Origin of the sequence: Microbacterium jepli (assembly GCF_047237905.1) — a bacterium.
GTDB lineage: Bacteria > Actinomycetota > Actinomycetes > Actinomycetales > Microbacteriaceae > Microbacterium.
In genome coordinates, this window is the sequence record NZ_JBDFLW010000005.1 from 967,709 (window position 1) to 987,392 (window position 19,684).

At 72.3% G+C, this 19,684-nt stretch carries 21 protein-coding genes; 10 read left to right on the forward strand and 11 right to left on the reverse strand.

Annotated elements, in window-relative coordinates; all coding sequences use genetic code 11:
- Positions 1-101: 101 nt before the first annotated feature.
- Both ABC304_RS08785 and ABC304_RS08790 read right to left on the reverse strand, forming a co-directional pair.
- Positions 102-620 (reverse strand): nucleoside deaminase, encoded by a 519-nt coding sequence (locus tag ABC304_RS08785; RefSeq protein WP_412930229.1) that lies wholly within the window; start codon positions 618-620, stop codon positions 102-104.
- A complete protein-coding gene (locus ABC304_RS08790; RefSeq protein WP_412930230.1) occupies positions 617-1,642 on the reverse strand; it encodes an XdhC family protein in 1,026 nt (341 codons plus the stop codon). The genes ABC304_RS08785 and ABC304_RS08790 overlap by 4 nt, the downstream gene beginning before the upstream one ends.
- Positions 1,643-1,804: 162 nt before the next feature.
- Here ABC304_RS08790 and ABC304_RS08795 point away from each other — a divergent pair, with 162 nt between their 5' ends.
- Positions 1,805-2,989 (forward strand): GNAT family N-acetyltransferase, encoded by a 1,185-nt coding sequence (locus ABC304_RS08795; RefSeq protein WP_412930231.1) that lies wholly within the window; start codon positions 1,805-1,807, stop codon positions 2,987-2,989.
- A gap of 164 nt (positions 2,990-3,153) precedes the next feature.
- Here ABC304_RS08795 and cydC read toward each other — a convergent pair whose 3' ends face one another.
- From cydC to ABC304_RS08815, 4 genes are read right to left on the reverse strand one after another with little or no spacing between them, the layout of a single operon-like run.
- Positions 3,154-4,830: a thiol reductant ABC exporter subunit CydC gene (gene cydC / locus ABC304_RS08800; RefSeq protein ID WP_412930232.1), complete on the reverse strand. Its 1,677-nt coding sequence runs from the start codon at positions 4,828-4,830 to the stop codon at positions 3,154-3,156.
- Positions 4,827-6,488: a thiol reductant ABC exporter subunit CydD gene (cydD, locus tag ABC304_RS08805; protein ID WP_412930233.1), complete on the reverse strand. Its 1,662-nt coding sequence runs from the start codon at positions 6,486-6,488 to the stop codon at positions 4,827-4,829. Before cydD ends, cydC begins: the two co-directional genes overlap by 4 nt.
- A gap of 7 nt (positions 6,489-6,495) precedes the next feature.
- Positions 6,496-7,530, reverse strand: a complete 1,035-nt coding sequence (gene cydB / locus ABC304_RS08810) for a cytochrome d ubiquinol oxidase subunit II (RefSeq protein ID WP_412930234.1) — start codon at positions 7,528-7,530, stop codon at positions 6,496-6,498.
- A 9-nt stretch (positions 7,531-7,539) separates the two neighbouring features.
- Positions 7,540-8,985, reverse strand: coding sequence for a cytochrome ubiquinol oxidase subunit I (locus ABC304_RS08815; protein WP_412930235.1), 1,446 nt, complete (start codon positions 8,983-8,985; stop codon positions 7,540-7,542).
- A 202-nt stretch (positions 8,986-9,187) separates the two neighbouring features.
- Here ABC304_RS08815 and ABC304_RS08820 point away from each other — a divergent pair, with 202 nt between their 5' ends.
- From ABC304_RS08820 to gnd, 4 genes are all read left to right on the forward strand, one after another.
- A complete protein-coding gene (locus ABC304_RS08820; RefSeq protein WP_412930236.1) occupies positions 9,188-9,592 on the forward strand; it encodes a VOC family protein in 405 nt (134 codons plus the stop codon).
- A gap of 106 nt (positions 9,593-9,698) precedes the next feature.
- Positions 9,699-10,355: an SGNH/GDSL hydrolase family protein gene (locus ABC304_RS08825; RefSeq protein ID WP_412930237.1), complete on the forward strand. Its 657-nt coding sequence runs from the start codon at positions 9,699-9,701 to the stop codon at positions 10,353-10,355.
- 65 nt (positions 10,356-10,420) lie between these two features.
- On the forward strand, positions 10,421-10,753 hold the full coding sequence (locus tag ABC304_RS08830) for a DUF3140 domain-containing protein (RefSeq protein WP_412930238.1): 333 nt from the start codon (positions 10,421-10,423) through the stop codon (positions 10,751-10,753).
- Between the two features lie 107 nt (positions 10,754-10,860).
- A complete protein-coding gene (gnd, locus tag ABC304_RS08835; RefSeq protein ID WP_412930239.1) occupies positions 10,861-11,919 on the forward strand; it encodes a phosphogluconate dehydrogenase (NAD(+)-dependent, decarboxylating) in 1,059 nt (352 codons plus the stop codon).
- A 74-nt stretch (positions 11,920-11,993) separates the two neighbouring features.
- Here gnd and ABC304_RS08840 read toward each other — a convergent pair whose 3' ends face one another.
- On the reverse strand, positions 11,994-12,395 hold the full coding sequence (locus tag ABC304_RS08840) for a nitroreductase/quinone reductase family protein (protein WP_412930240.1): 402 nt from the start codon (positions 12,393-12,395) through the stop codon (positions 11,994-11,996).
- 93 nt (positions 12,396-12,488) lie between these two features.
- Positions 12,489-13,115 carry a Dps family protein gene (locus ABC304_RS08845; protein ID WP_412930242.1) on the reverse strand — a complete coding sequence of 209 codons (627 nt, stop codon included), beginning with the start codon at positions 13,113-13,115 and terminating at the stop codon, positions 12,489-12,491.
- Positions 13,116-13,240: 125 nt separating this feature from the next.
- Between ABC304_RS08845 and ABC304_RS08850 the strand changes: the two genes are divergently transcribed.
- Entirely contained in the window at positions 13,241-13,459 is a 219-nt protein-coding gene (locus ABC304_RS08850) for a hypervirulence associated TUDOR domain-containing protein (RefSeq protein ID WP_412930243.1), read from the forward strand.
- Positions 13,460-13,489: 30 nt separating this feature from the next.
- Entirely contained in the window at positions 13,490-14,878 is a 1,389-nt protein-coding gene (locus ABC304_RS08855) for an amidase (protein ID WP_412930244.1), read from the forward strand.
- Between the two features lie 28 nt (positions 14,879-14,906).
- Here the strand turns inward: ABC304_RS08855 and ABC304_RS08860 are convergent, their stop codons facing one another.
- Positions 14,907-15,398, reverse strand: a complete 492-nt coding sequence (locus ABC304_RS08860; protein ID WP_412930245.1) for a DUF4188 domain-containing protein — start codon at positions 15,396-15,398, stop codon at positions 14,907-14,909.
- A gap of 97 nt (positions 15,399-15,495) precedes the next feature.
- Between ABC304_RS08860 and ABC304_RS08865 the strand changes: the two genes are divergently transcribed.
- From ABC304_RS08865 to ABC304_RS08875, 3 genes are all read left to right on the forward strand, one after another.
- Positions 15,496-16,110, forward strand: a complete 615-nt coding sequence (locus ABC304_RS08865) for a MerR family transcriptional regulator (RefSeq protein ID WP_412930246.1) — start codon at positions 15,496-15,498, stop codon at positions 16,108-16,110.
- 10 nt (positions 16,111-16,120) lie between these two features.
- Complete coding sequence (locus ABC304_RS08870; protein ID WP_412930247.1) at positions 16,121-17,344, forward strand: MFS transporter; 1,224 nt, start codon at positions 16,121-16,123, stop codon at positions 17,342-17,344.
- 66 nt (positions 17,345-17,410) lie between these two features.
- The gene (locus ABC304_RS08875; RefSeq protein WP_412930248.1) at positions 17,411-17,911 is read left to right on the forward strand and encodes a VanZ family protein; all 501 of its coding nucleotides are present in this window, start codon (positions 17,411-17,413) and stop codon (positions 17,909-17,911) included.
- Here ABC304_RS08875 and ABC304_RS08880 read toward each other — a convergent pair.
- Together ABC304_RS08880 and ABC304_RS08885 are read right to left on the reverse strand one after the other, a co-directional pair.
- A complete protein-coding gene (locus ABC304_RS08880) occupies positions 17,877-18,974 on the reverse strand; it encodes a sensor histidine kinase (protein WP_412930249.1) in 1,098 nt (365 codons plus the stop codon). The two genes, ABC304_RS08875 and ABC304_RS08880, sit on opposite strands and share 35 nt — an antisense overlap.
- Entirely contained in the window at positions 18,971-19,648 is a 678-nt protein-coding gene (locus ABC304_RS08885) for a response regulator transcription factor (protein ID WP_412930250.1), read from the reverse strand. Before ABC304_RS08885 ends, ABC304_RS08880 begins: the two co-directional genes overlap by 4 nt.
- Between the last annotated feature and the right edge of the window lie 36 nt (positions 19,649-19,684).

Here is a 19,684-nt window from a genome sequence, read left to right on the forward strand (position 1 = left end):
CCGGAGTCGATGCTGTCCGTGCGTGTCGAGCTGCGCGCGCCGTGCAGTCAGTGAAGCACCGGTCGGTTACCCCGATGTTTCCTGATCGCGGTCCGCCCGGTTCAGGGTTCGGCGGGTGCGCCGCTTCCCCGTGTCCAGAAATCCGCGTGCACGGCGGCCGCGGACGGCAGGGGCACGGGGCCGACGACCTCCACCGGATGCCCACCCCGCGCGAACACCTCGCGCGACGGCAGGTCGAGGACGGGCACGTCGCCGTCGGCGCGCACGATGCGGTTCAGCTCGTCCTCGCCGAACGCGTAGACCATCCGGGGGATGCCCGCCCAGTAGATGGCACCCGCGCACATCGCACAGGGCTCCGTGCTCGTGAAGAGAGTGGATGCCGCGACCACCTCCGGCGGAAGCGTTGCGGCGGCTGCGCGCACGAGGTTCGTCTCGGCGTGCCCGGTGGGATCCCGCTCGGTCTCGACGGAGTTCATCGCCTCCACCACCGTGCCGTCGGGCGTGACGAGCACCGCCCCGAACGGGTGATCGCCGCGCTCGCGCGCGGCTGCGGCGAGCCTCACGGCGTGCTCCAGGTGCGGGAGGTCGGCGGGAAGGAGGCCCTCGACGTCGGCGGTCACGCGCGCTCTCCGATCCGGGGAGCGGCGCACGACAGGCTGCCGATCGGGTCGCCGTGGATCGGTGTGGACAGCGCACGCAGCGGCAGGCCGGAGCCCGCGCGTCGCGCCGCGATGATCTCGGCGAGGATCGACACGGCTGTCTCCTCCGGGCTCTCCCCGCCGAGATCGAGCCCGAGCGGCGAGTGCAGCCGCGCCAGCTCGTCGTCGCCGATTCCGGCCTCGCGCAGCATCCCGGACCGACGCTCGACCGTGGAGCGGGCGCCCATCGCGCCGACGAAGGCGACCGGCAGCCGCAGCGCGACCGCGAGGGCGGGGATGTCGACGCGCTCGTCGTGGGTGAGCACGCAGATCGCGGTGCGGGCGTCGAACTCGTCGGCCGACGCGCGCAGATACTGGTCCGGCGCCTGCACGACGAGCCGGTCGGCGTCGGGGAAGCGCTCGGGCGTGACGAGCAGCCCCCAGCCGTCGCACACGTTCACGGCGAAGCCGGCCGCGGCGGCCACCCGGCAGAGGGCGGCGGCGTGGTCCCCGGCGCCGAGGATGACGAGCCGTGCCCGGGGTGCGTGCGAGAGCGTGAGCACGGCGTCCTCCGCGGGCACGGGCAGGAGGGTGCCGAGCGGCGCGGCCGCGCCGTCGCGGACGACGAGTCCGAGGGCGGTCGGCTCATCGCGCAGCGCCGCCTCCAGCGCGGCCACGGCGACATCGTCCTCGCCGGACAGCGGGTACGCGACGACCTCGATCGCCCCGCCGCACGCGAGGCCGGCCGCGTGGGCCGCCTCGTCGGTGAAGCCGAAGGAGGCCGCGAGTCCCGATCCATACGACAGGGCGCGCAGGCCGAGCATGACCGCGTCCTCCTCCACGCATCCGCCCGAGATCGAGCCGATCACCTCGCCCCCGGCGGTGACGGCCATCGACGACCCGACGCCGCGCGGCGCACTGCGGGCGACAGCCGTGACGGTGATCACGGCGACCCGCTCGCCGGCGCGCAGTCGCGGGACGAGGGCGGCGGCGAGTTCGAGCATGGATCCACGCTAGACGCCCTGTGTTTCGGTGCGGCTACGCGCGAGGAATTCGTGGGCCGCGGCGGGGTCGTCGTTCGCGGCGGGTTGCCGGGGCCGACGTGCCGGGTCGGGTGTGTCGGTGCGTGCCCGGCGCGCCGTGCTCGCCGGGGCTAGCGTGAAGGCATGCCTGGTGTGATCGGACTCGTGCTCGCCGCCGGGGCCGGCACGCGCTTCGGCGGGCCTAAGGCGCTCGCCCGCGAGGAGAACGGGACGTCGTGGATCGAACGGGCGGTGCGGATGCTGCGCGACGCCGGGTGCGAGACGGTGCTCGTGACGCTCGGAGCCGGTGCCGACGAAGCCGCGTCAATGGTTCCGGACGGGGCGACCGCCGTGCTCGTCGACGACTGGCGCGACGGACTCGGGGCGTCGCTGCGCGCGGGTCTGGGCGCAGCATCCGCTCTTCCCGGCGACGCTCTCGTCGTGACGCCGGTGGACACACCTGCCGCGCCGGCGGTGGCGGCTACCCGTGTCGTCGGCGCCGTCACCGGTCCGCTCAGCGCGGCGCTGGTTCGGGCGGGGTACCGCGGCCAGCCGGGGCATCCCGTGCTGATCGGCCGCGATCACTGGGCCGCTCTGGCGGCGACCGCGGAGGGGGATCGCGGCGCCGGCCCGTACCTCCGCGCGCACGGCGCCGTCGAGGTCGAGTGCGGCGATCTGTGGTCGGGGGCGGACGTCGACCGGCGCCCGGAGCCGGGTAACGATCAGCGTCCGGGCCCGCAGGGGAACCGTCTCGACCGGTATCGGCCGGGCGATGACGACGACCTGGTCGAGATCTGCGTGCGCACGGCGGACGCGGGAGCCGACGCGACGGGGTTGCTGACCGACGATCGCCTGTGGGCGGAGATCTTCGTGCTGCCGTACCTGGTGCGGCATCCGGAGTTCGCGTTCGTCGTGCGCTCCGAAACCGGCCGCGTCACGGGGTACACCGTCGGCAGGCCCGACACGGTCGGGTTCGAGGCGTGGTTCCGCGACGAGTGGTGGCCGGAGCGAGCGGACCGCTGGGAGGCCGGTCCGCCGCGGCAGGACGGCCTGCTGCGCTATGCCGCCGGGCGCGGGCGCGCGGCGGAGCCGTATGCGGCCGAGTATCCCGCGCACCTGCACATCGACCTCCTGCCCGAGCTGCAGGGCCAGGGGTGGGGGCGACGGCTGATCGACACCCTCGTCGACGAGCTGCGCCGGGCCGGCGTGCCCGGCGTGCACCTCGTCGCGAGCGCCGACAACTCCGGCGCCGCGGCCTTCTACCCCCGCGTCGGCTTCACACAGCTCCCGTCAGGTGCAGACGTGCGGGCCTTCGGCCGCATCCTCTGACGACACGCGCCTTCCCGCCCTGCTCACCTGTCGCAACGTGCGGAACCACGGCCTGCAATCGGCACCTTGCGACAGGTGAACGGCTCCCCGGGCGCCGCGCCGCGAGCCCCACGCGCCACGCGCCGCGCGCCCCGCGAGCGCCGCGAGCGACCTCACCCAGCGACTCACTTCACCGGCGCGAGGCGCCCGCCGTCGAGGCGCACGACCCGGTCCACGAGCGAGCGCGGCACGGGGGCGTGCGAGATGAGCACGACGGCCTGATCGTCGCCGACCGCGCTGAGCATGTCGTCGAGGAGGGCAGCGGATGCCGCAGCATCCACTCCCGCCGTCGGCTCGTCGAGCACCAGCACCGGGAATCCGCGCAACAGGGCGCGGGCGAGCGAGATCCGCTGCGCCTGCCCGCCCGACACCAGCGCACCGCGCTCGCCGACACGGGCGTCGAGGCCGCCGCGCTCGCGCAGCCACGGTCCGAGACCGACGCGCGCCAGCGCCTGCTCGAGGTCGCCGTCGGTCGCGGTGTCGCGGGCGAACAGGAGGTTCTGGCGGATGTCCTCGTCGAAGAGCATCGGATGCTGCTCGCACAGCCCGACGGTCAGCCGCACGTCGTCCGGAGCGAGCGACGACACCGACACCCCGCCGATCTCGTACGAGCCGCGCACCGCGAGGAAGCGCACGAGCGCGTGCGCGAGCGTCGTCTTGCCGGCGCCGCTGGACCCGACGACGAGCAGGCGTTCGCCGGGCCGCACCTCGAGGTCGACATCCTTGAGCGCGTCGACGTCGGCGCCCGGCCACCGTGCGCTCACGCCGCGGAACCGCAACCCGTCGCCCAGCGCCGGCGCGGCGCCGGACGCCGGAGCGGTCTCGTCGACCAGCTCCTGCGCGGCGCCGGCCGGCACCGCCGCGGCGATGCGTTCAGCCGACGCGCGCACCTGCCGCCACGCCGACGCCGCCAGCGGCACCGAGGCGAACACCTCGAACACCGCCATCGGCACGAGCACGGCCACGGCGAACCCCGGGCCGTCGAGTGCACCGGCGCCGACGGCGGGCCCGGCGACGATGACCGCCGCGATCGACGCCAGCCCCGCGAGGAGACCGACGGATGCCGCGGCCCCCGCCTGCGCGACGGCCCGGCGCACGACGGCACGGCGCAGCCGCTCATCGGCGGCGAGGACGCGCGCGCGACCCGCGTCTTCTACGCCGTACGCCGCGAGCACGTCGAGGCTGCCGAGGTGATCGAGCAGCGCGTCGCCGAGGGCGGAGCGCAGCGGCGCGATCGCGCGCTCCGCGCGGGACCCCGCCGCCCAGCCCCAGCCCGCGGCCGCGACGGCCGCGAGCACGAGCGCGACGAGCAGTGTGAGCCCGGCCCGCCACGACACGATCGAGACGGGGACGAGTCCTCCCACGGCCACGAGCGCGGAGGACACGAGCGGCTGCACGACGCGCAGAGGCAGGTTCTGCAGGTCGTCGACGTCGTCGACGAGCGCGGTCAGCACGCCGCCGCGCCCGGTGCGGGAGAGGCCGTCGGGCGCGACGGGGATGAGGCGGCGCACCAGGGCGGAGCGCGAGGAGGCGAGTCGGCGCAGCGCCGCGTCGTGCCCGGCGACCCGTTCGAGGTAGCGGAACACGGCGCGGGTGAGCGCGAAGAGCCGCACCCCGACCACGGCGGCCGACAGGTACAGCAGGTAGGGCTGCTCCGACGCGCGGACGATCAGCCACGAGCTCACCGCGAGCAGGGCGACGGCGCTGGCCTCGGAGGCGAACCCGGCGGCGACCGCCGGCCAGAATCGCCGGAGCGGCGGCATCGCGTCACGCAGCACCCGGTGCGGCGTGACGGCGGTCATGCCGGCACCTCCGCCCGGTCGAGGCTGACGACCCGGTCGGCGATGGTGCGGGCCGACGGGCGGTGCGAGACCAGCAGCACGGCGGCGCCGTCGTCGGCGAGGCGACGCAGCGACGCCCACCGCCGCGCCTCGGTGTCGGCGTCCAGCGCGGCGCTCGGCTCGTCGAGGGCGATCACCGGCGCACGCCCCGCGAGGTGGCGGTGCACGGCGCGGGCGACGGCCACGCGCTGCGCCTGACCGCCGGAGAGGCCAGCGCCCTGCACACCGAGCGCGCGCTCGGGATCGAGTTCGCCGGCGCCGGCGAGCATCAGGGCCCGGCGCACGAGCGCGGGGTCGGGGGAGTGCTCGCCGAGCGCCACGTTCTCCGCGATGGTGCCCGACAGCAGCCCGGCGGTCTGACCCGCCCATGCGAGCCAGTCGGCGGAGCGGAGGCGTCGCACATCGGTGCCGGCGAAGGTCGCCTCTCCGTCGAAGTCGGCAGCGCCGCGGAGGGCCGCCAGCACGCTCGACTTGCCCGAGCCGCTCGCGCCGTCCAGCAGTACCACCGACCCGGGCGCGAGAGCGAACGACACCGGTGGCAGGAGGTGGTCGCCGCGTCGCACGCGCACGTCCCGCACATCGAGGGCGCCGGCGCTTCGCAGCGCGGAGTGCGCGACGGGCTCGGACGCGCGGACGGCGGCCGCGGCATCCATCACGGAGAAGACGTCGTCGGTGGCGGCGACACCCTCCGCGGCGGCGTGGAACTGCACGCCCACCTGGCGCAGCGGCAGGTAGGCCTCCGGCGCGAGCAGGAGCACGAACAGCCCGACACCGAGGGCGAGCGAGCCGTCGAGCAGGCGGAATCCGATCGACACGGCGACCACGGCGACCGAGATGCTGGCGAGGAACTCCAGCGCGAAACCCGAGAGGAACGACACCCGCAGCACGCGCATCGTCTCGCGCCGGTAGCGGTCGGTGACGAGATCGATGGATGCTGCGGCCCGGTGCTGCCGTCCGTAGACCTTGAGCGTGCCGAGGCCCTGTACCGTGTCGGCGAACCTCGCCGCCAGGAGGCTGAGGGTCTGCCACTGACGGCTCTGGATGCTGCGCGTCGCCCAGCCGATCAGGACCATGAAGACGGGGATGAGCGGCAGCGTGACGAGCACCGTCAGCCCGCTCAGCCAGTCCTGCCACCACATGACCGCGAGCAGCGCGGGCGTCGCGAGCGCCGTCTGCACCAGCTGCGGGAGGTAGCGCGCGAAGTACGGGTCGAGCGACTCCAGGCCGCGGCCCGCCGTCACGGCCAGCCGGGCGGAGTTCTGACCGGCCAGCCACTGCGGTCCGAGGGTGCCCACGGCCGACAGGAGTCCGTCGCGCAGCTGCGTCTGCACCTTGGCGGAGGCTCGTGCGGCCACGCTGTCGCGGGCGACGGCGAGGAGCGCCCGGGCGCCCACGACGAGCGCGAGCAGGGTGAGCGTGCCGGCGAGCTTGGCCGGCGGCATCCCCTCCACCACGCCGACGATCGCCCTCGTGAGCAGCGCCGCGAACGCGACCACCGCTGCTGTCTGGGCGACGCCCAGGAGCGCGGCCGCGACGAAGAAGCCATGCGAGGCGCGGGCGTGGCGCAGCAGCCGGGGGTCGACCGGTCTCAGGCGCACCGGGGCGGCGGGATCGCTCATCGCAGCCTCAGTGCACCGGGGCCGCGGCGGCCCGCTCGATGCGCGCCCGGGTGACCCGCTTGCGGAAGACCCAGTAGGTCCAGCCCTGGTAGGCCAGCACGAGCGGCAAGAAGATCACCGCGGCCCACGTCATGATCGTGAGCGTGTAGTCGGTGCTCGACGCGTTGTCGATCGTGAGGCTGAACGCGGGATCCGTGTTCGAGGGCATCACATTCGGGAACAGCGCGAACCACAGCGTGAGCACGGCGAACGCGACGGTGCCCGCGCCGAAGGCGAAGGAGCGCCCCTCCCGCTCGCGGAGCTGCGCGGCGACCGAGGCGATGAGGAGCACGGCGGCCAGCCCTGCGGTGCCGGCGGCGGCGAGGAACAGGGGAGCACCGGCGTTCGCGGCGTTCAGCACGGTCCAGCCGAGGAACACGGCGGCCACCGCGATCGTCAACAGCCCTGAGCGCACGGCGAGACGCCGGGCGTCGCGGTGCACGCCGCCGTCGGTCTTCAGTGCCACGAACGAGACGCCGTGGGTGAAGAACAGCAGGAGCGTCGTGAGTCCGCCGAGGAGTCCGTAGGGGTTCAGCAGAGTGAGGAACGAGCCGGTGAAGTCGTGATCGACGTTGAGCGGCACACCCTGCACGAGGTTCGCCAGCGCGACGCCCCAGAGGAACGCCGGCACGGCCGAGCCGACGATGATCATCCGGTCGAAGCGGCGCTTCCACTGCGCGGACTCGCGCTGGTGGCGGTACTCGAACGACACGCCGCGGGCGATCAGCGCCAGGAGGATCAGCAGGAGCGCGAGATAGAAGCCGCTGAACATCGAGGCGTACCACTCGGGGAACGCGGCGAACAGGCACGCGCCGGCGACGATGATCCAGGTCTCATTGAGGTCCCAGATCGGGCCGATCGTGTTGATGATCTGGCGCCGCGCGATGTCGTCCTTGCCGAGGAACGGCAGCGACATCCCGACGCCGAAGTCGAAGCCTTCGAGGACGAAGTATCCGACGAAGAGCACGCCGACGATGAAGAACCAGACGTATGCAAGATCCATGGCGCTCTCCTAGTAGACCGTCGTCGGGGTGTCCTCGAGGGCGAGGTCACGGGGGTCGGGGTCGTCGGGTCCGGGGAGCGGCTGGGGACCGGCCTGTGCCGCCTTCAGGATGAGGCGGAACTCCACCACCGCCAGCACCGCGTAGATGGCGGTGAAGGACAGGAGCGAGATCAGCACCGTCCAACCCGGCACCAGCGGCGAGACGCCGTCCTCGGTGAGCATCAGGCCGAACACGATCCACGGCTGGCGGCCCATCTCGGTGAAGACCCAGCCGACGAGGATCGCCACGAGGGATGCCGGCCACGCCCAGATCGCGAGGCGCCAGGCCCACGCCGGCACCGGCCGCTTCGCCTTCTTGCGGGTGAGCCACATGCCGACGACCGCCGTCAGGGCCGCGACGCTCCCCATGCCGATCATCCAGCGGAACGACCAGTACGTCACCCACAGCACGGGCGCGAAGCTGCCGCCCACCTGGTCGGCGAACTGGGGGAACATCTCGGTCGTGTACTGCGCGTTGAGGTCGTTGATGCCCTCGACACAGCCGTCGAGCGAGTGCGTCGACAGCAGCGAGAGCAGGTAGGGCACGCGAATCGAGAAGAGCTCGCTGGTGCCGTCTGGTGTGCCGAGGGTGAAGATCGAGAACGACGCATCCGCGCCGCACACGGTGTTGAACGTCGCCTCGGCCGCCGCCATCTTCATAGGCTGCGTCGAGACCATGACGAGGCTCAGCTGGTCGCCCGAGAGTGCGACGCCGCCGAAGGCGACGAGCATGCCGACCAGGCCGTACCGCAGCGACGTCCGCATCATCTCCATGTTCTGCCCCCGCAGGAGATGCCAGGCGGAGATCGAGATGATCACGCCCATCGTCATCATGAACGCGGCGAAGAGGGTGTGGGGGAGAGCGGCGAGGGCGACGGGGTTCGTGAGGATCGCGAAGAAATCGGTCATCTCCGCTCGGCCGCCATCGGCCGACATCTGGTATCCGACGGGGTTCTGCATGAAGGCGTTCGCGGCGAGGATGAAGTACGCCGAGAACCACGCGCCGACCGTGGCGATCCAGATGCTGGCGAGGTGCAGCGCCTTGGGGAGCTTGTCCCAGCCGAAAATCCACGGGCCGATGAAGGTCGCCTCGAAGAAGAACGCCATCAGGCCCTCGAAGGCCAGCGGAGCGCCGAAGACGTCGCCGACGAAGCGCGAGTAGGACGACCAGTTCATGCCGAACTGGAACTCCTGCACGATGCCCGTCACGACGCCCATCGCAAAGTTGATGAGGAAGATCTTGCCGAAGAAGCGGGTGAGGTGCAGCCACTTCAGCGCGCCGGTGCGGAACCAGGCGGTCTGGAAGATCGCGACGGTCAGCGCCATCCCCAGCGTGAGCGGGACGAAGAGGAAGTGGTAGAGCGTCGTGAGGCCGAACTGCCACCGGGCCAGGAGCAGGGGGTCGAGCAGATCCACGGTGTCTCCGATCGAACGTTCGCTGTGGTCTGACCACAATCTACGCTGTGGTCAGACCACAGTCGAGCGGCGCGGAGTGCGTTGTCTCCAGGTGAAGAGACTCGCGGGAAGCATGCCCTCTGCGAGCCGGATCGGCGCAGCCGAGCCAGGCGTGGATGCCCCGCGGCTTGTGGGGACCTGGCCGCATTCGTAATGTGAGGCCGTGACTGCGATCGCCCCGTACATCCTCTTCCCCGGCACCGCTCGCGATGCGCTCGAGTTCTACGCGGGCGTGTTCGGCGGAGATGTCCAGGCCTACACATTCGCCGAGTTCGGGCGCGATGACGGAGACCCCGGTCGCATCGCACACGGCGAACTTCGCGGTGCCGTCGCGCTGTTCGCTGCCGACACAGGAGGGACCGAACAGCCCTTCACTGCTCACGGGCTGTTCTTCGCACTCCTGGGCGCCGCTGATCGCTCCACTTCGCACGCCTGGTTCGACGCCCTCGCCGCTGACGGTGAGGTTCTCGACCCCCTCCAGGAACGCCCGTGGGGTGATCACGATGGCCAGGTGAAGGACCAGTTCGGTCTTACCTGGCTGATCGGCTTCACACCGCGCGCAGGCTGACCCGATCAGCCGCTCCGGTTCCTCAGCGCGACTACCGCCGAACGCAACGCAACGCAGCTCCAACCTGATCGGGCCTCGACCACGAAGAGGTGGGGAGGAGGCGCGCATGCGGAGATGGGCCTTGGTCGTGGTGCTAGCGGCGGTCGCCGCCCTCACCGGGTGCGCGGTGCCCGCAGCATCCGCTCCGTCCTTCTCGCCGACATCCGACGGCCCGGTCGTCGCGTTCTACGGCGACTCCTACACGCTCGGCACGGGGGCGTCCGATCCGTCGAAGCGCTGGTCGACCCGCATCTGCGACGAACGGGGCTGGCAGGAGTACAACCCCAGCGTCAACGGCCTCGGCTTCGTCAACCACCGGACCGCCCGCCGCGACCTTCCCGGCGACATCATCGCCGTCGACCCCGACATCGTCTTCGTCACGATGGGGCTCAACGATGTGTTCAGCTACGACGTCGCGGCCGACGAGATCCACGCGCAGATCGGTGAGGACCTCACCCGACTCCACGACGCCCTGCCCGACGCGCGCTTCATCGTCGTGGAGCCCTTCTGGTACACCGCCGAGCGACGGCCCGGTCTGGAGGCCATCATCAGCTGGGTCGAGGAGGCCGCGGCGTCAATCGATGCGGACTACATTCCGGGGGCGTCGTCGTGGATCCAGGGACGGCCGGGGGAGATGGCGGCAGACGGCCTCCACCCGAACGATGCCGGATATGACGCGATGACCGAGCGGATGGATGCTGCGCTCGACCAGCTCGGCCTGTGAATCCGCGCGCACCGTGCGGTGTCAACCCCGGATGAGGGCGAGTGAGGATCGCCGACACTGGCGTGATGAGCGAGGACGACCCGGAGAAGACCCGGAAGGAATTCGGCGACGCGGTGAACATGACCGCCTCCGAACTGGAGAAGTGGCTCGACACCGACGAATCGCGTGACGTGGGCGACAAGTCCGGCGGCGGCGAGTCGACCGGGCACGCCTCGGGCCGGCGCATCATCGAGATCCTCCGGACGAAGAAGGACGATCTGACGGATGCCGATCTCTCCCACATGCGCAAGGTCGTCGGTTACGTCAAACGCCACCTCGCGCAGAAGCCCGCGGGCGACGTGACCGACACCGCCTGGCGCTACTCGCTGATGAACTGGGGCCACGACCCCCAGAAGTGACCGGCTCGCGGAAGCCGGATAAGACCGAGGCCTAGACTTCGGATGCATCGCCGAGGCCGCTCCCATGGGGGAGCCCGGCCGCGGCATCGACGACAGAAGGAGCGGCCATGCAGCTGGGAATGATCGGACTCGGCAGGATGGGCGCCAACATCGTGCGCCGCCTCATGGCGGACGGCCACGAGTGCGTCGTCTACGACGTCAGCGCCGAGGCGGTCGACACGCTCGCGAAGGAGGGTGCCACCGGCATCCACGACATCGCGGACTTCGTGTCGAACCTCGAGGCGCCCCGCGCCGTGTGGCTGATGATCCCGGCGGGCATCACCGGCAAGGTCGTCGACCAGGTGGCCGCGGTGCTCGAGCCCGGCGACATCATCATCGACGGCGGCAACTCGAACTACCGCGACGACGTGCGCCGGGCGGCGAAGCTCAAGGAGTCCGGCATCCACTACGTGGACGTGGGCACCTCGGGCGGTGTCTTCGGACTCGAGCGCGGCTACTGCCTCATGGTGGGCGGTCCCGACGAGGCGTTCACCCGCATCGAGCCGCTGCTGCGCACGATCGCGCCGGGGCCGGGCGACATCCCGCGCACCCCGGGGCGCACGGGCGACCTGACCCCCGAGGAGCGCGGCTACCTGCACTGCGGACCCTCGGGCGCGGGGCACTTCGTGAAGATGGTGCACAACGGCATCGAGTACGGCATCATGGCGTCGCTCGCGGAGGGCCTCAACATCCTCGAGAACGCCGACGCCGGCGTGCGCGAGGCCGAGCATTCCGCCGAGGTCGCGCCTCTGGAGGAGCCGGAGTTCTACCAGTTCACGATCGACACCCCGGCCGTGTCGGAGCTGTGGCGCCGAGGGTCGGTCATCTCATCGTGGCTGCTCGACCTGACGGCCGCCGCGCTGGCGCAGAACCCCACCCTCGACGGTCTCGCCGGTCGCGTGTCCGACTCGGGGGAGGGCCGGTGGACCGTGAAGGCGGCCGTCGACGTGGGCGTTCCGGTGCCGGTGCTCGCGGCATCCCTCTTCGAGCGCTTCGCCTCCCGCGGCGAAGACCACTACGCCAACCAGCTGCTCTCCGCGATGCGCCTGCAGTTCGGCGGCCACCAGGAGCTGCCGTCGGGCGACGTGCTGGAGGCGGGCGGCCGGAAGGCCGAGTCGCAGGCCTGAGCGCGGCGCGCTGACGGCGGGCGAGACGGCACGCCGTCAACGCCGCAACGGCGACACGCCGCAGGGACCGCGCGTCAGCGTCGGGAGAAGCGCACCACCGGAATCGTCCGCGAGGTGCGCTTCTCGTATTCGCGGAAGCCCTCGCTCGCATCGGTGAAGCGCGCCCAGCCACGGTCGCGCTCATCGCCGGTCAACACGTCGGCGTGCACCGCGACGGTGCCGTCGGGCGTCTCGAGATCGATGTCGGGGTGCGCGACCAGGTTGTGGAACCAGGCCGGATTCTCGGGCGCGCCTGCCTTCGAGGCCGCCACGAGCCAGCCGTCGCCGTCGTCGGGGATCGCCATGACGGGCGTCACCCGCTCCGTGCCGCTCCGGGCACCCCTGTGGTGCATCAGCACCAGCGAACGGCCGAACCGGCCCACCTCACCGCCGTTGCTGCGGAATTCTTCAATGATCTTGTCGTCCCAGGCGCTCACGCTGACACGCTACGCCCTGCGGCGACGCCCGGCGCCGCGCGGACATGCCGACGCCCGCCTGCCGGGGGGAGCAGGCGGGCGTCGACGAGCGCGTTACCGGCGGGGGGTCCGGTTCTCCGCACTCACCATCCACGACAGCTGCTCGACACGCTCCAGAATCGCGTGGAGGATGTCGGCGCTCGTGGGGTCTTCCTCGTCGACGTCGTCGTGCACGTCGCGGCAGGTCGTGGCGACGTCGTCGAGTCGCTCGGTCATCAGGTCGACGACCTCGGTCGTGGCGATCTCGCCTTGCGGGATCTCCGGCAGCGTGGTCGTCTCGGCGACGACATCGCTGCGGCCGTCGGGCAGCGCGTGCAGCGCACGCATGCGCTCGGCGATCGTGTCGGCGAACTCGCGGGCGGCCTCGATGATCTCGTCGAGCTGCAGGTGGGTGTCGCGGAAGTTCGTGCCGACGACGTTCCAGTGCGCCTGCTTGCCCTGCAGCGACAGCTCGATGAGGTCGACGAGAACGCGCTGGAGGTTCGCGCTCAGCGCCTCCGAGGCCTGGAAGCCCTGCTCGGCGTTCTGCTCCTTGGTGAGCTCGGCGCCCACTCCTCCCCGGGCCGGCCGGCGCTTGTTGCGCGGGGCCGCGGAGTCGGTGCTCTTCTTGGCGGTTGCAGTCGTGGTGGCCACAGTCCGTCCTTCCTGTCGTGTCGTCCCGACGGTACCCGCGGCCCCCATGGGTGAACGGGGCCTTGACAAGGCTCCCCGCTCCGGGAAGCACGACCTAGCGCGTGCACGCGGTCGGAGGCAAGCCCGCGTCGACGCCGACGGGGCGGACGTACTTTCGAGAGAAAGGAGGCATCATGGCCGAGGAACTGAAGAAGGGCGACCGTGTCAGCTGGGACACGTCGCAGGGACGCACGCAGGGCGAGGTGACCCGCATCCGCACGTCGGACTTCGAGTTCGCCGACCAGCACTTCACCGCATCGAAGGACGAGCCGATGTACATGGTGAAGTCGGAGAAGACCGACGCGGAAGCCGCCCACAAGAGGAGTGCGCTGCGCAAGCTCGCCGACAAGTGACCGCGTGGCGGTCGGGACGGAGACCGCCGCGTGGATGAGTCGGATGTGACACGGATGCCGGCGGTCCGGCTGGCCGCCGACGTCAGAGCAGGGCGCGTCGCCGCCGCCGAGGTGATCGATGCGCATCTCGCGGTCATCGCGGCGCGCAACCCGGGTCTCAACGCCTTGCCGGTCGCCTACGCGGACCAGGCGCGACGGGCGGCGGATGACGTCGACGCGCTGGTAGCAGCTGGCCGCGACCCCGGCCCGCTGGCCGGGGTGCCGATCAGCGTCAAGGAGAACATCGACCTGGCCTGGTCGGCCACGACGCAGGGCTGGCGCGGAGCCGCCGGCGCGGTCCCGGCCGAGGACGCCACGATCGTCCGGCGCGTGCGCGACGCGGGTGGCGTGCCGATCAGCCGGGGCAACATGCCGGACTTCGGCATGCGGTGGGACACCGACAACGACCTCTACGGTCGCACGTTCCACCCTCTCGACCCCGGCCGCACCGTGTACGGCTCGAGTGGGGGAGACGCTGTCGCGGTCTCCACCGGCATGTCGGCGATCGGCCTCGGCAACGACTTCGGCGGGTCGGTCCGGCTGCCGGCTTCGGCCCTCGGCATCTGCGGGCTGCGCCCGTCGTTCGGCCGCGTGCCCCGCGCGGCCGTCCGGGCCGACCCCGTCATGCCCACGCTGCAGCAGTTCTCCGTGAACGGGCCGCTGGCCCGGACCGTCGACGATCTCGCCCTCGCCCTCGGCGTGCTCGAGGGGGTGGATGCCGACGACCCCGTCTCGCTCGACGTCCGTCCGGCAAGCGAGATGACGCGCCGGGTCGCGGTGACCCGCATGCCTCCCGGCGGCACCGTCGACGACGACATCGCCGCCGGTGTCGACGCCGCGGCCGCCGCGCTCGCAGCTGCGGGGTGGGAGGTCGAGCACGTCGATCCGCCGCACCTCGAGGAGGCCGCGGTGCTGTGGCGGCGCCTCGCCTGCACCGACATGGCGATCTCGCTCGCCCCCGACCGGCTGCCCGTGCCGTTGGGGTGGTCGGCGACCGCCTTCCTCCGCGACGGCACCGCGGCCGCCGTGCCCTACGAGTCGGCGGCCGACTACGCCCAGGCGTGGGCCCGGCGCGCCGTCATCGCCGCGGACTGGCGCCGGTTCCAGCGCGAGCACCCCGTCCTCCTCGGACCAGTGGCCACCGAGCGGCTGCCCGCGATCGACTTCGACCTCGGCGGACCGGACGCCACGACGACGGCGTGGCGGATGCTGCGGCTCGTCGTCGCGGTCAACTTCCTCGGCCTCCCCGCCGTCACCGTGCCCGCGGGCGTGGATCGCGACGGCCTGCCGGTGGGCGTGCAGCTCATCGCCCCGCTGCACGCCGACGCGTGGGCACTCGCCGCGGCGCGCGACGTCGAGGCGGGACTCGCCGTCCGCTGAGCGACGGCGTCGCGGCTGCTGCGCGCCGTCAGCGTCCCGCCGTGGTGGCGCCGTCGGCCAGGCGGGCGCTCGCGCGGTCGTGTCGTGAGGCGACCGGAATGAGCTCCGTCGCCTTGGGCAGCCCCATCGCCCGCGTGCTGACGTACATGCTCTCCGCGCGCTCCACCAGGAAGGTCTCGTGCCAGACCCCGACGGCACCGGGAGCCTTCCGGGCCATGCGGTTGAACCGCGTCCACGCCGGACGGTGCTCCTGCGTCGGGTTGCTCGCGTAGGCGTAGAGCTTCTCCATCGACGACCAGTACTGCACGACGTAGGGGCCGCCCGCGCCCACCAGCAGGTGGAAGCCGAGGAGACCCGAGTCGGGGTCCATGGAGAGCTCGCGCAGCATCCGGGGCATCGCCATCGACACCGGCAGCCAGAGGTCGGGCCGCCACCAGCGGTTGACCTGCATGCCGATGTGGAACACCACCAGCTCGCCCTCGTGTCGGTGGGTCATGCGTCCGGGGATGATGCGTGCCATGGTGTCTTCTCTCGTCCGGCCGCGAGGCGGCGACTCAACGCTGGATAGCGCCGCTATCCATATTGGATAGCGCTACTATCGATGTCAAGAGGTGACGATGAGGATCTCCGAATTGGCGTCGGCGACGGGAGTGGCCGTCCCGACCATCAAGTACTACCTGCGCGAGGGGCTGCTGCCCGAGGGGGAGCGCACGTCGGCGACGCAGGCGACCTACGACGATCGTCACGCGCAGCGTCTACGGGTCGTCCGCGCCCTGATCGGGTCGGGGGTGAGCGTCGCCGAGACCCGCAAGGTCATCGCCGCGCTCGACGACCCGCCCGCCGACGCGCACGACCTGCTCGGCGCGGCCCACGCGGCCGTCACCCCCGTCGTCGAAGGGGAGCGCGATCTCACGGCGGCGGAGGAGCTCGTCGCCCACCTCGGATGGCGGCCCGGGCTGTGCGACGAGACCGTGCTGCACGCCGTCGCGACGGCCCTGGACGCGCTGACGGCCGTCGACTTCACGGTTCCCGACCACGTCATGCCCGTCTACCTCTCCGCGATGCGCGACATCGCCCGTGCCGAGATCGAGGGCGTCCCGACCGACTCGGTGGAGTCGGCCGTGCGCTACGTCGTGCTCGGCTCCGTGATGGTCGGGCCGCTGCTGCTGGCCCTCCGCCGTGTGGCGGAGCAGGTCGCCTCGGCGGAGCGGTTCGGCGAGGCGCCCGGGTAGCCTGGAGCTGATGTCCACAGGAGCGTTCACCGGCCATCTGCCCGGAGACCGCGCCTACGGCAGGCTGCTGGCCGGGCTCTTCTTCGCCGGCGTCGCCACCTTCGCCCAGCTGTACTCCCCGCAGGCGGTGCTGCCGCAGATCGCCGCGGAGTTCCAGGTGATCCCGTCGACGGCGGCGCTCGCCGTCTCGGCGACGACCCTCGCGCTCGCGGTCACGGTGCTGCCGTGGTCGGTGGTGGCCGACCGCATCGGACGGGTGCCGGCGATGACCATCGGCATCGTGGTCGCCACGGCCTTCGGGCTGCTGGCCCCCCTCAGCGCCGACCTCACCACACTGCTCGTCCTCCGTCTCCTCGAGGGGGTCGGGCTCGGTGCCGTTCCGGCGATCGCGCTGGCCTACCTCAGCGAGGAGGTGGACGCCCGCCACACGGCCGCGGCGGCGGGCAGCTACATCGCCGGCACCACGATCGGCGGGCTCTCCGGCCGCATCATCGCCGGTCCGCTCGGCGACCTGGGCGGCTGGCACGTCGGCGTGCTCGTCGTCGCCGTCGTCTGCGCGGCCTCCGCCGTGCTGTTCCTCGTGCTCGTCCCGCGCGCGGAGGGCTTCGTGCCGCAGCGGCGCCGCACGGACGCGCCCGGTGCGGCGCGCTCCCTCGGCCGGCGGCTCGCCGCCAACCTGCGCTCGCCGCGCCAGCTCGCGCTGTACGCGCAGGGCTTCCTCCTCATGGGCGCGTTCGTCGCGCTCTACAACTACCTCGGATTCCACCTCACTGCAGAGCCCTTCTCGCTGCCGACCTGGGCGGTCAGCCTGCTCTTCACGGCCTACCTCGCCGGCACCGTCACCTCGCCGATCGCCGGGGGACTCGCCGCCCGCCACGGGCGCCTCCCGGTGCTGCTGGTCTCGGCGGCCGTGATGGCCGCGGGTGCCCTGCTCACCCTGATCCCGTCGCTCGTCGTCGTGCTCACGGGTCTTCTCGTCTTCACGGCCGGCTTCTTCGCCGCCCACGCCGTCGCCTCCGGCTGGGCGCCCGTCGACAGCCCGGCCGATGCGCGGGCTCAGGCGTCGTCGCTGTACTACCTCGGCTACTACGGAGGATCGAGTCTCTTCGGATGGATGCTGGGGCTCCTGGTCGTCGGCGGAGGCTGGTCCGCGGTCGTCTCGGCGGTGGCCGCGCTGGTCGTCCTGGCCGCGGTCCTCGCCGCCCTGCTCCTGCGGAGCCCGCGAACGGCGTAGCCCGGACGCATACGCTCCCGCAACATGCGCGGCGATGGGATGGGGTCACCGACGAGAGGCCCTTCCGTGACCCGCACCGCTTCGCACGTCCACCTGCTCCCGCGCACGCGCACCGCGCCGATCGGTCCGCGGCTGCTCGCCGCCGCGCTCGCGACGGCCCTCGTGGCGGCGCTGACCCTCGCGCCGCGGCGCCTCGTGGCGCCGGCTCGCGGCGCCTTCCTCGAGCGGGTCGACCTCGCGGTCCCCGCGCTCGGGGGCCTTCCCGCGCTCCCGGTCGACACCGTCCTCAACGCGCTGCTGTTCGTGCCGTTCGGCGCGGCGGTGGCCCTCCTGCTCGGACGCTGGTGGCTGCTGGCGATCCCCGCGGGGTTCGCACTGTCGGCGGCCGTCGAGTTCGCGCAGGAGGGCATCCCCGGACGCGTGCCCGATTTCGCGGACGTGCTGTGGAACGGCGCGGGTTCGCTCATCGGAGCCCTGCTCGCCGCGGCGGCGATGGGGCTGTGGTCGCTGGCTCGCCGCGCCCGTCGCGGGCTCAGGCGCGACGGCTGGCGGGCAGTCGGACGCTGACCGCCAGCCCGCCGCCGGCGCGGGGCTCGACATCCAGAGCGCCGTCGTGGGCGCGGACGATCGACGAGACGATCGCGAGGCCCAGGCCCGACCCCTGCGGTCCGTCGGCGCCGCGCGTGCGCCCGGCGCCCCGGACGAACGGCTCGGTCAGCGTGGCCGCCAGCGACGCGTCGATCCGGGGTCCGGTGCTGCTCACGGCGAGCACCGCACCCTCGTCGTCCGACCGCGTCGAGAGCCAGATCACGCCGCCCTCGACGTTGTGGACGATGGCGTTGCGCACCAGGTTCGCCACCAGTCGCGCGACGAGCGTCGGGTCGGCGGTGACGACAGCGGGGCGCAGAGAGGGATGCAGACGGATGCTGCGGGCCGCGGCATCCGGACCCTGCTCTTCGATCGTCTCGGCCACGACCACCGCGAGATCGACCGGCGCCGTCTCGCCGAGCTCTCCGCGCGCGAGGGCCAGCAGCGACTCCATGATCGCGATCGAGCGGTCGTTGGTGGCCGACAGGCGCCGGAGCAGGGTGTCGACGTCGCGCCCGGCGGGATCGGCTTCGCCCACCTCCAGCAGCGTGCGGATGATGGCGTGCGGCGTGCGCAGCTCGTGCGAGGCGTTCGCGGCGAAGCGCCGCTCCTCCTCGATCGTGAGCTGCACGCGCGCGGCCATCGCGTCGAAGGCGTCGGCGAGCTCCGTGAGCTCGTCGCGGGGTCCGGGGAGGTCGATGCGCTCGCCGAGCGCGCCGTCGCCCACGCGCCGCACCGCCGCGGTGATGCGATCGAGGGGCCGGAGCATGAAGCCCGCGAGCAGCCAGCCGCCGACGAGGCCGATGACCACGAGGGTGCCGATCGCCCACCACGTGTACTTCACGAAGACCTGGAGCAGGTCGCGCTTGTTGGGCGCCCAGCTGCCGTCGTTGAGCCACAGATTACCGTCGGGGATGAACCGCAGCACGAGGAAGCCGACGGTGAACAGCGCGATGCCGGCGACGACGACCAGGCCGGCGTAGCTCAGGGTCAGCTTGATCCGCAGCGACAGCCCGCCGCGGCGGGCGACGGCCGCGGTCACGGAGTCGCGCCCGGGGCCGCGCTCAGTCGATAGCCGACACCCGGAACGGTCTCGATCACCCACGGCTCGCCGAGGCGCTTGCGGAGGGTGGAGATGGTGATGCGCACGGCGTTGGTGAAGGGATCGGCGTTCTCGTCCCACGCGCGCTCGAGGAGGTCCTCGGCGCTGACGACCCCGCCCGCCGCGGCCATGAGCACGGCGAGCACGGCGAACTGCTTGCGCGTGAGGGCGACGTAGCGTCCGTCGCGGTACACCTCGCGGCGGAAGGCGTCGAGGCGCACCCCCGCGTACTCCTGCACCGGCGGCGCCCCCGCCGACGGGCGACGCTCCAGCGCCCGGAGGCGCAGCACGAGCTCGCGCAGCGCGAACGGCTTGGTGAGGTAGTCGTCGGCGCCGGCCTCGAAGCCGCTCTCCTTCTCGTCGAGCCGAGCGGCGGCGGTGAGCATGAGGATGCGGGGACTCTCCGCGGAGCGCGCGAGGCGGCGGGCGATCTCGTCGCCGTCCGGACCGGGGATGTCGCGGTCGAGCACCACGACGTCGTAGCGGTTCACGGCGAGCTGCTCCAGCGCGGTGTCGCCGTCGCCGGCGAGGTCGGCTGCGATCGCCTCGAGCCGGAGCCCGTCGCGGATGGCCTCGGCGAGGAACAGCTCATCCTCGACGATCAGCACCCGCATGCGATCCAGCCTAGGCGGCGGCCCATATCGCGGGTG

Bases quoted from the DNA above. Each gene is read 5' to 3' on its own strand.
- cydC (WP_412930232.1), bottom strand. From the start codon at position 4,830: ATGACCGCCGTCACGCCGCACCGGGTGCTGCGTGACGCGATGCCGCCG.
- cydB (WP_412930234.1), bottom strand. From the start codon at position 7,530: ATGGATCTTGCATACGTCTGGTTCTTCATCGTCGGCGTGCTCTTCGTC.
- ABC304_RS08885 (WP_412930250.1), bottom strand. From the start codon at position 19,648: ATGCGGGTGCTGATCGTCGAGGATGAGCTGTTCCTCGCCGAGGCCATC.
- ABC304_RS08825 (WP_412930237.1), top strand. From the start codon at position 9,699: ATGCGGAGATGGGCCTTGGTCGTGGTGCTAGCGGCGGTCGCCGCCCTC.
- ABC304_RS08870 (WP_412930247.1), top strand. From the start codon at position 16,121: ATGTCCACAGGAGCGTTCACCGGCCATCTGCCCGGAGACCGCGCCTAC.
- ABC304_RS08790 (WP_412930230.1), bottom strand. From the start codon at position 1,642: ATGCTCGAACTCGCCGCCGCCCTCGTCCCGCGACTGCGCGCCGGCGAG.
- ABC304_RS08850 (WP_412930243.1), top strand. From the start codon at position 13,241: ATGGCCGAGGAACTGAAGAAGGGCGACCGTGTCAGCTGGGACACGTCG.
- ABC304_RS08865 (WP_412930246.1), top strand. From the start codon at position 15,496: ATGAGGATCTCCGAATTGGCGTCGGCGACGGGAGTGGCCGTCCCGACC.
- ABC304_RS08845 (WP_412930242.1), bottom strand. From the start codon at position 13,115: ATGGGGGCCGCGGGTACCGTCGGGACGACACGACAGGAAGGACGGACT.
- gnd (WP_412930239.1), top strand. From the start codon at position 10,861: ATGCAGCTGGGAATGATCGGACTCGGCAGGATGGGCGCCAACATCGTG.
- ABC304_RS08860 (WP_412930245.1), bottom strand. From the start codon at position 15,398: ATGGCACGCATCATCCCCGGACGCATGACCCACCGACACGAGGGCGAG.
- cydD (WP_412930233.1), bottom strand. From the start codon at position 6,488: ATGAGCGATCCCGCCGCCCCGGTGCGCCTGAGACCGGTCGACCCCCGG.
- ABC304_RS08795 (WP_412930231.1), top strand. From the start codon at position 1,805: ATGCCTGGTGTGATCGGACTCGTGCTCGCCGCCGGGGCCGGCACGCGC.
- ABC304_RS08830 (WP_412930238.1), top strand. From the start codon at position 10,421: ATGAGCGAGGACGACCCGGAGAAGACCCGGAAGGAATTCGGCGACGCG.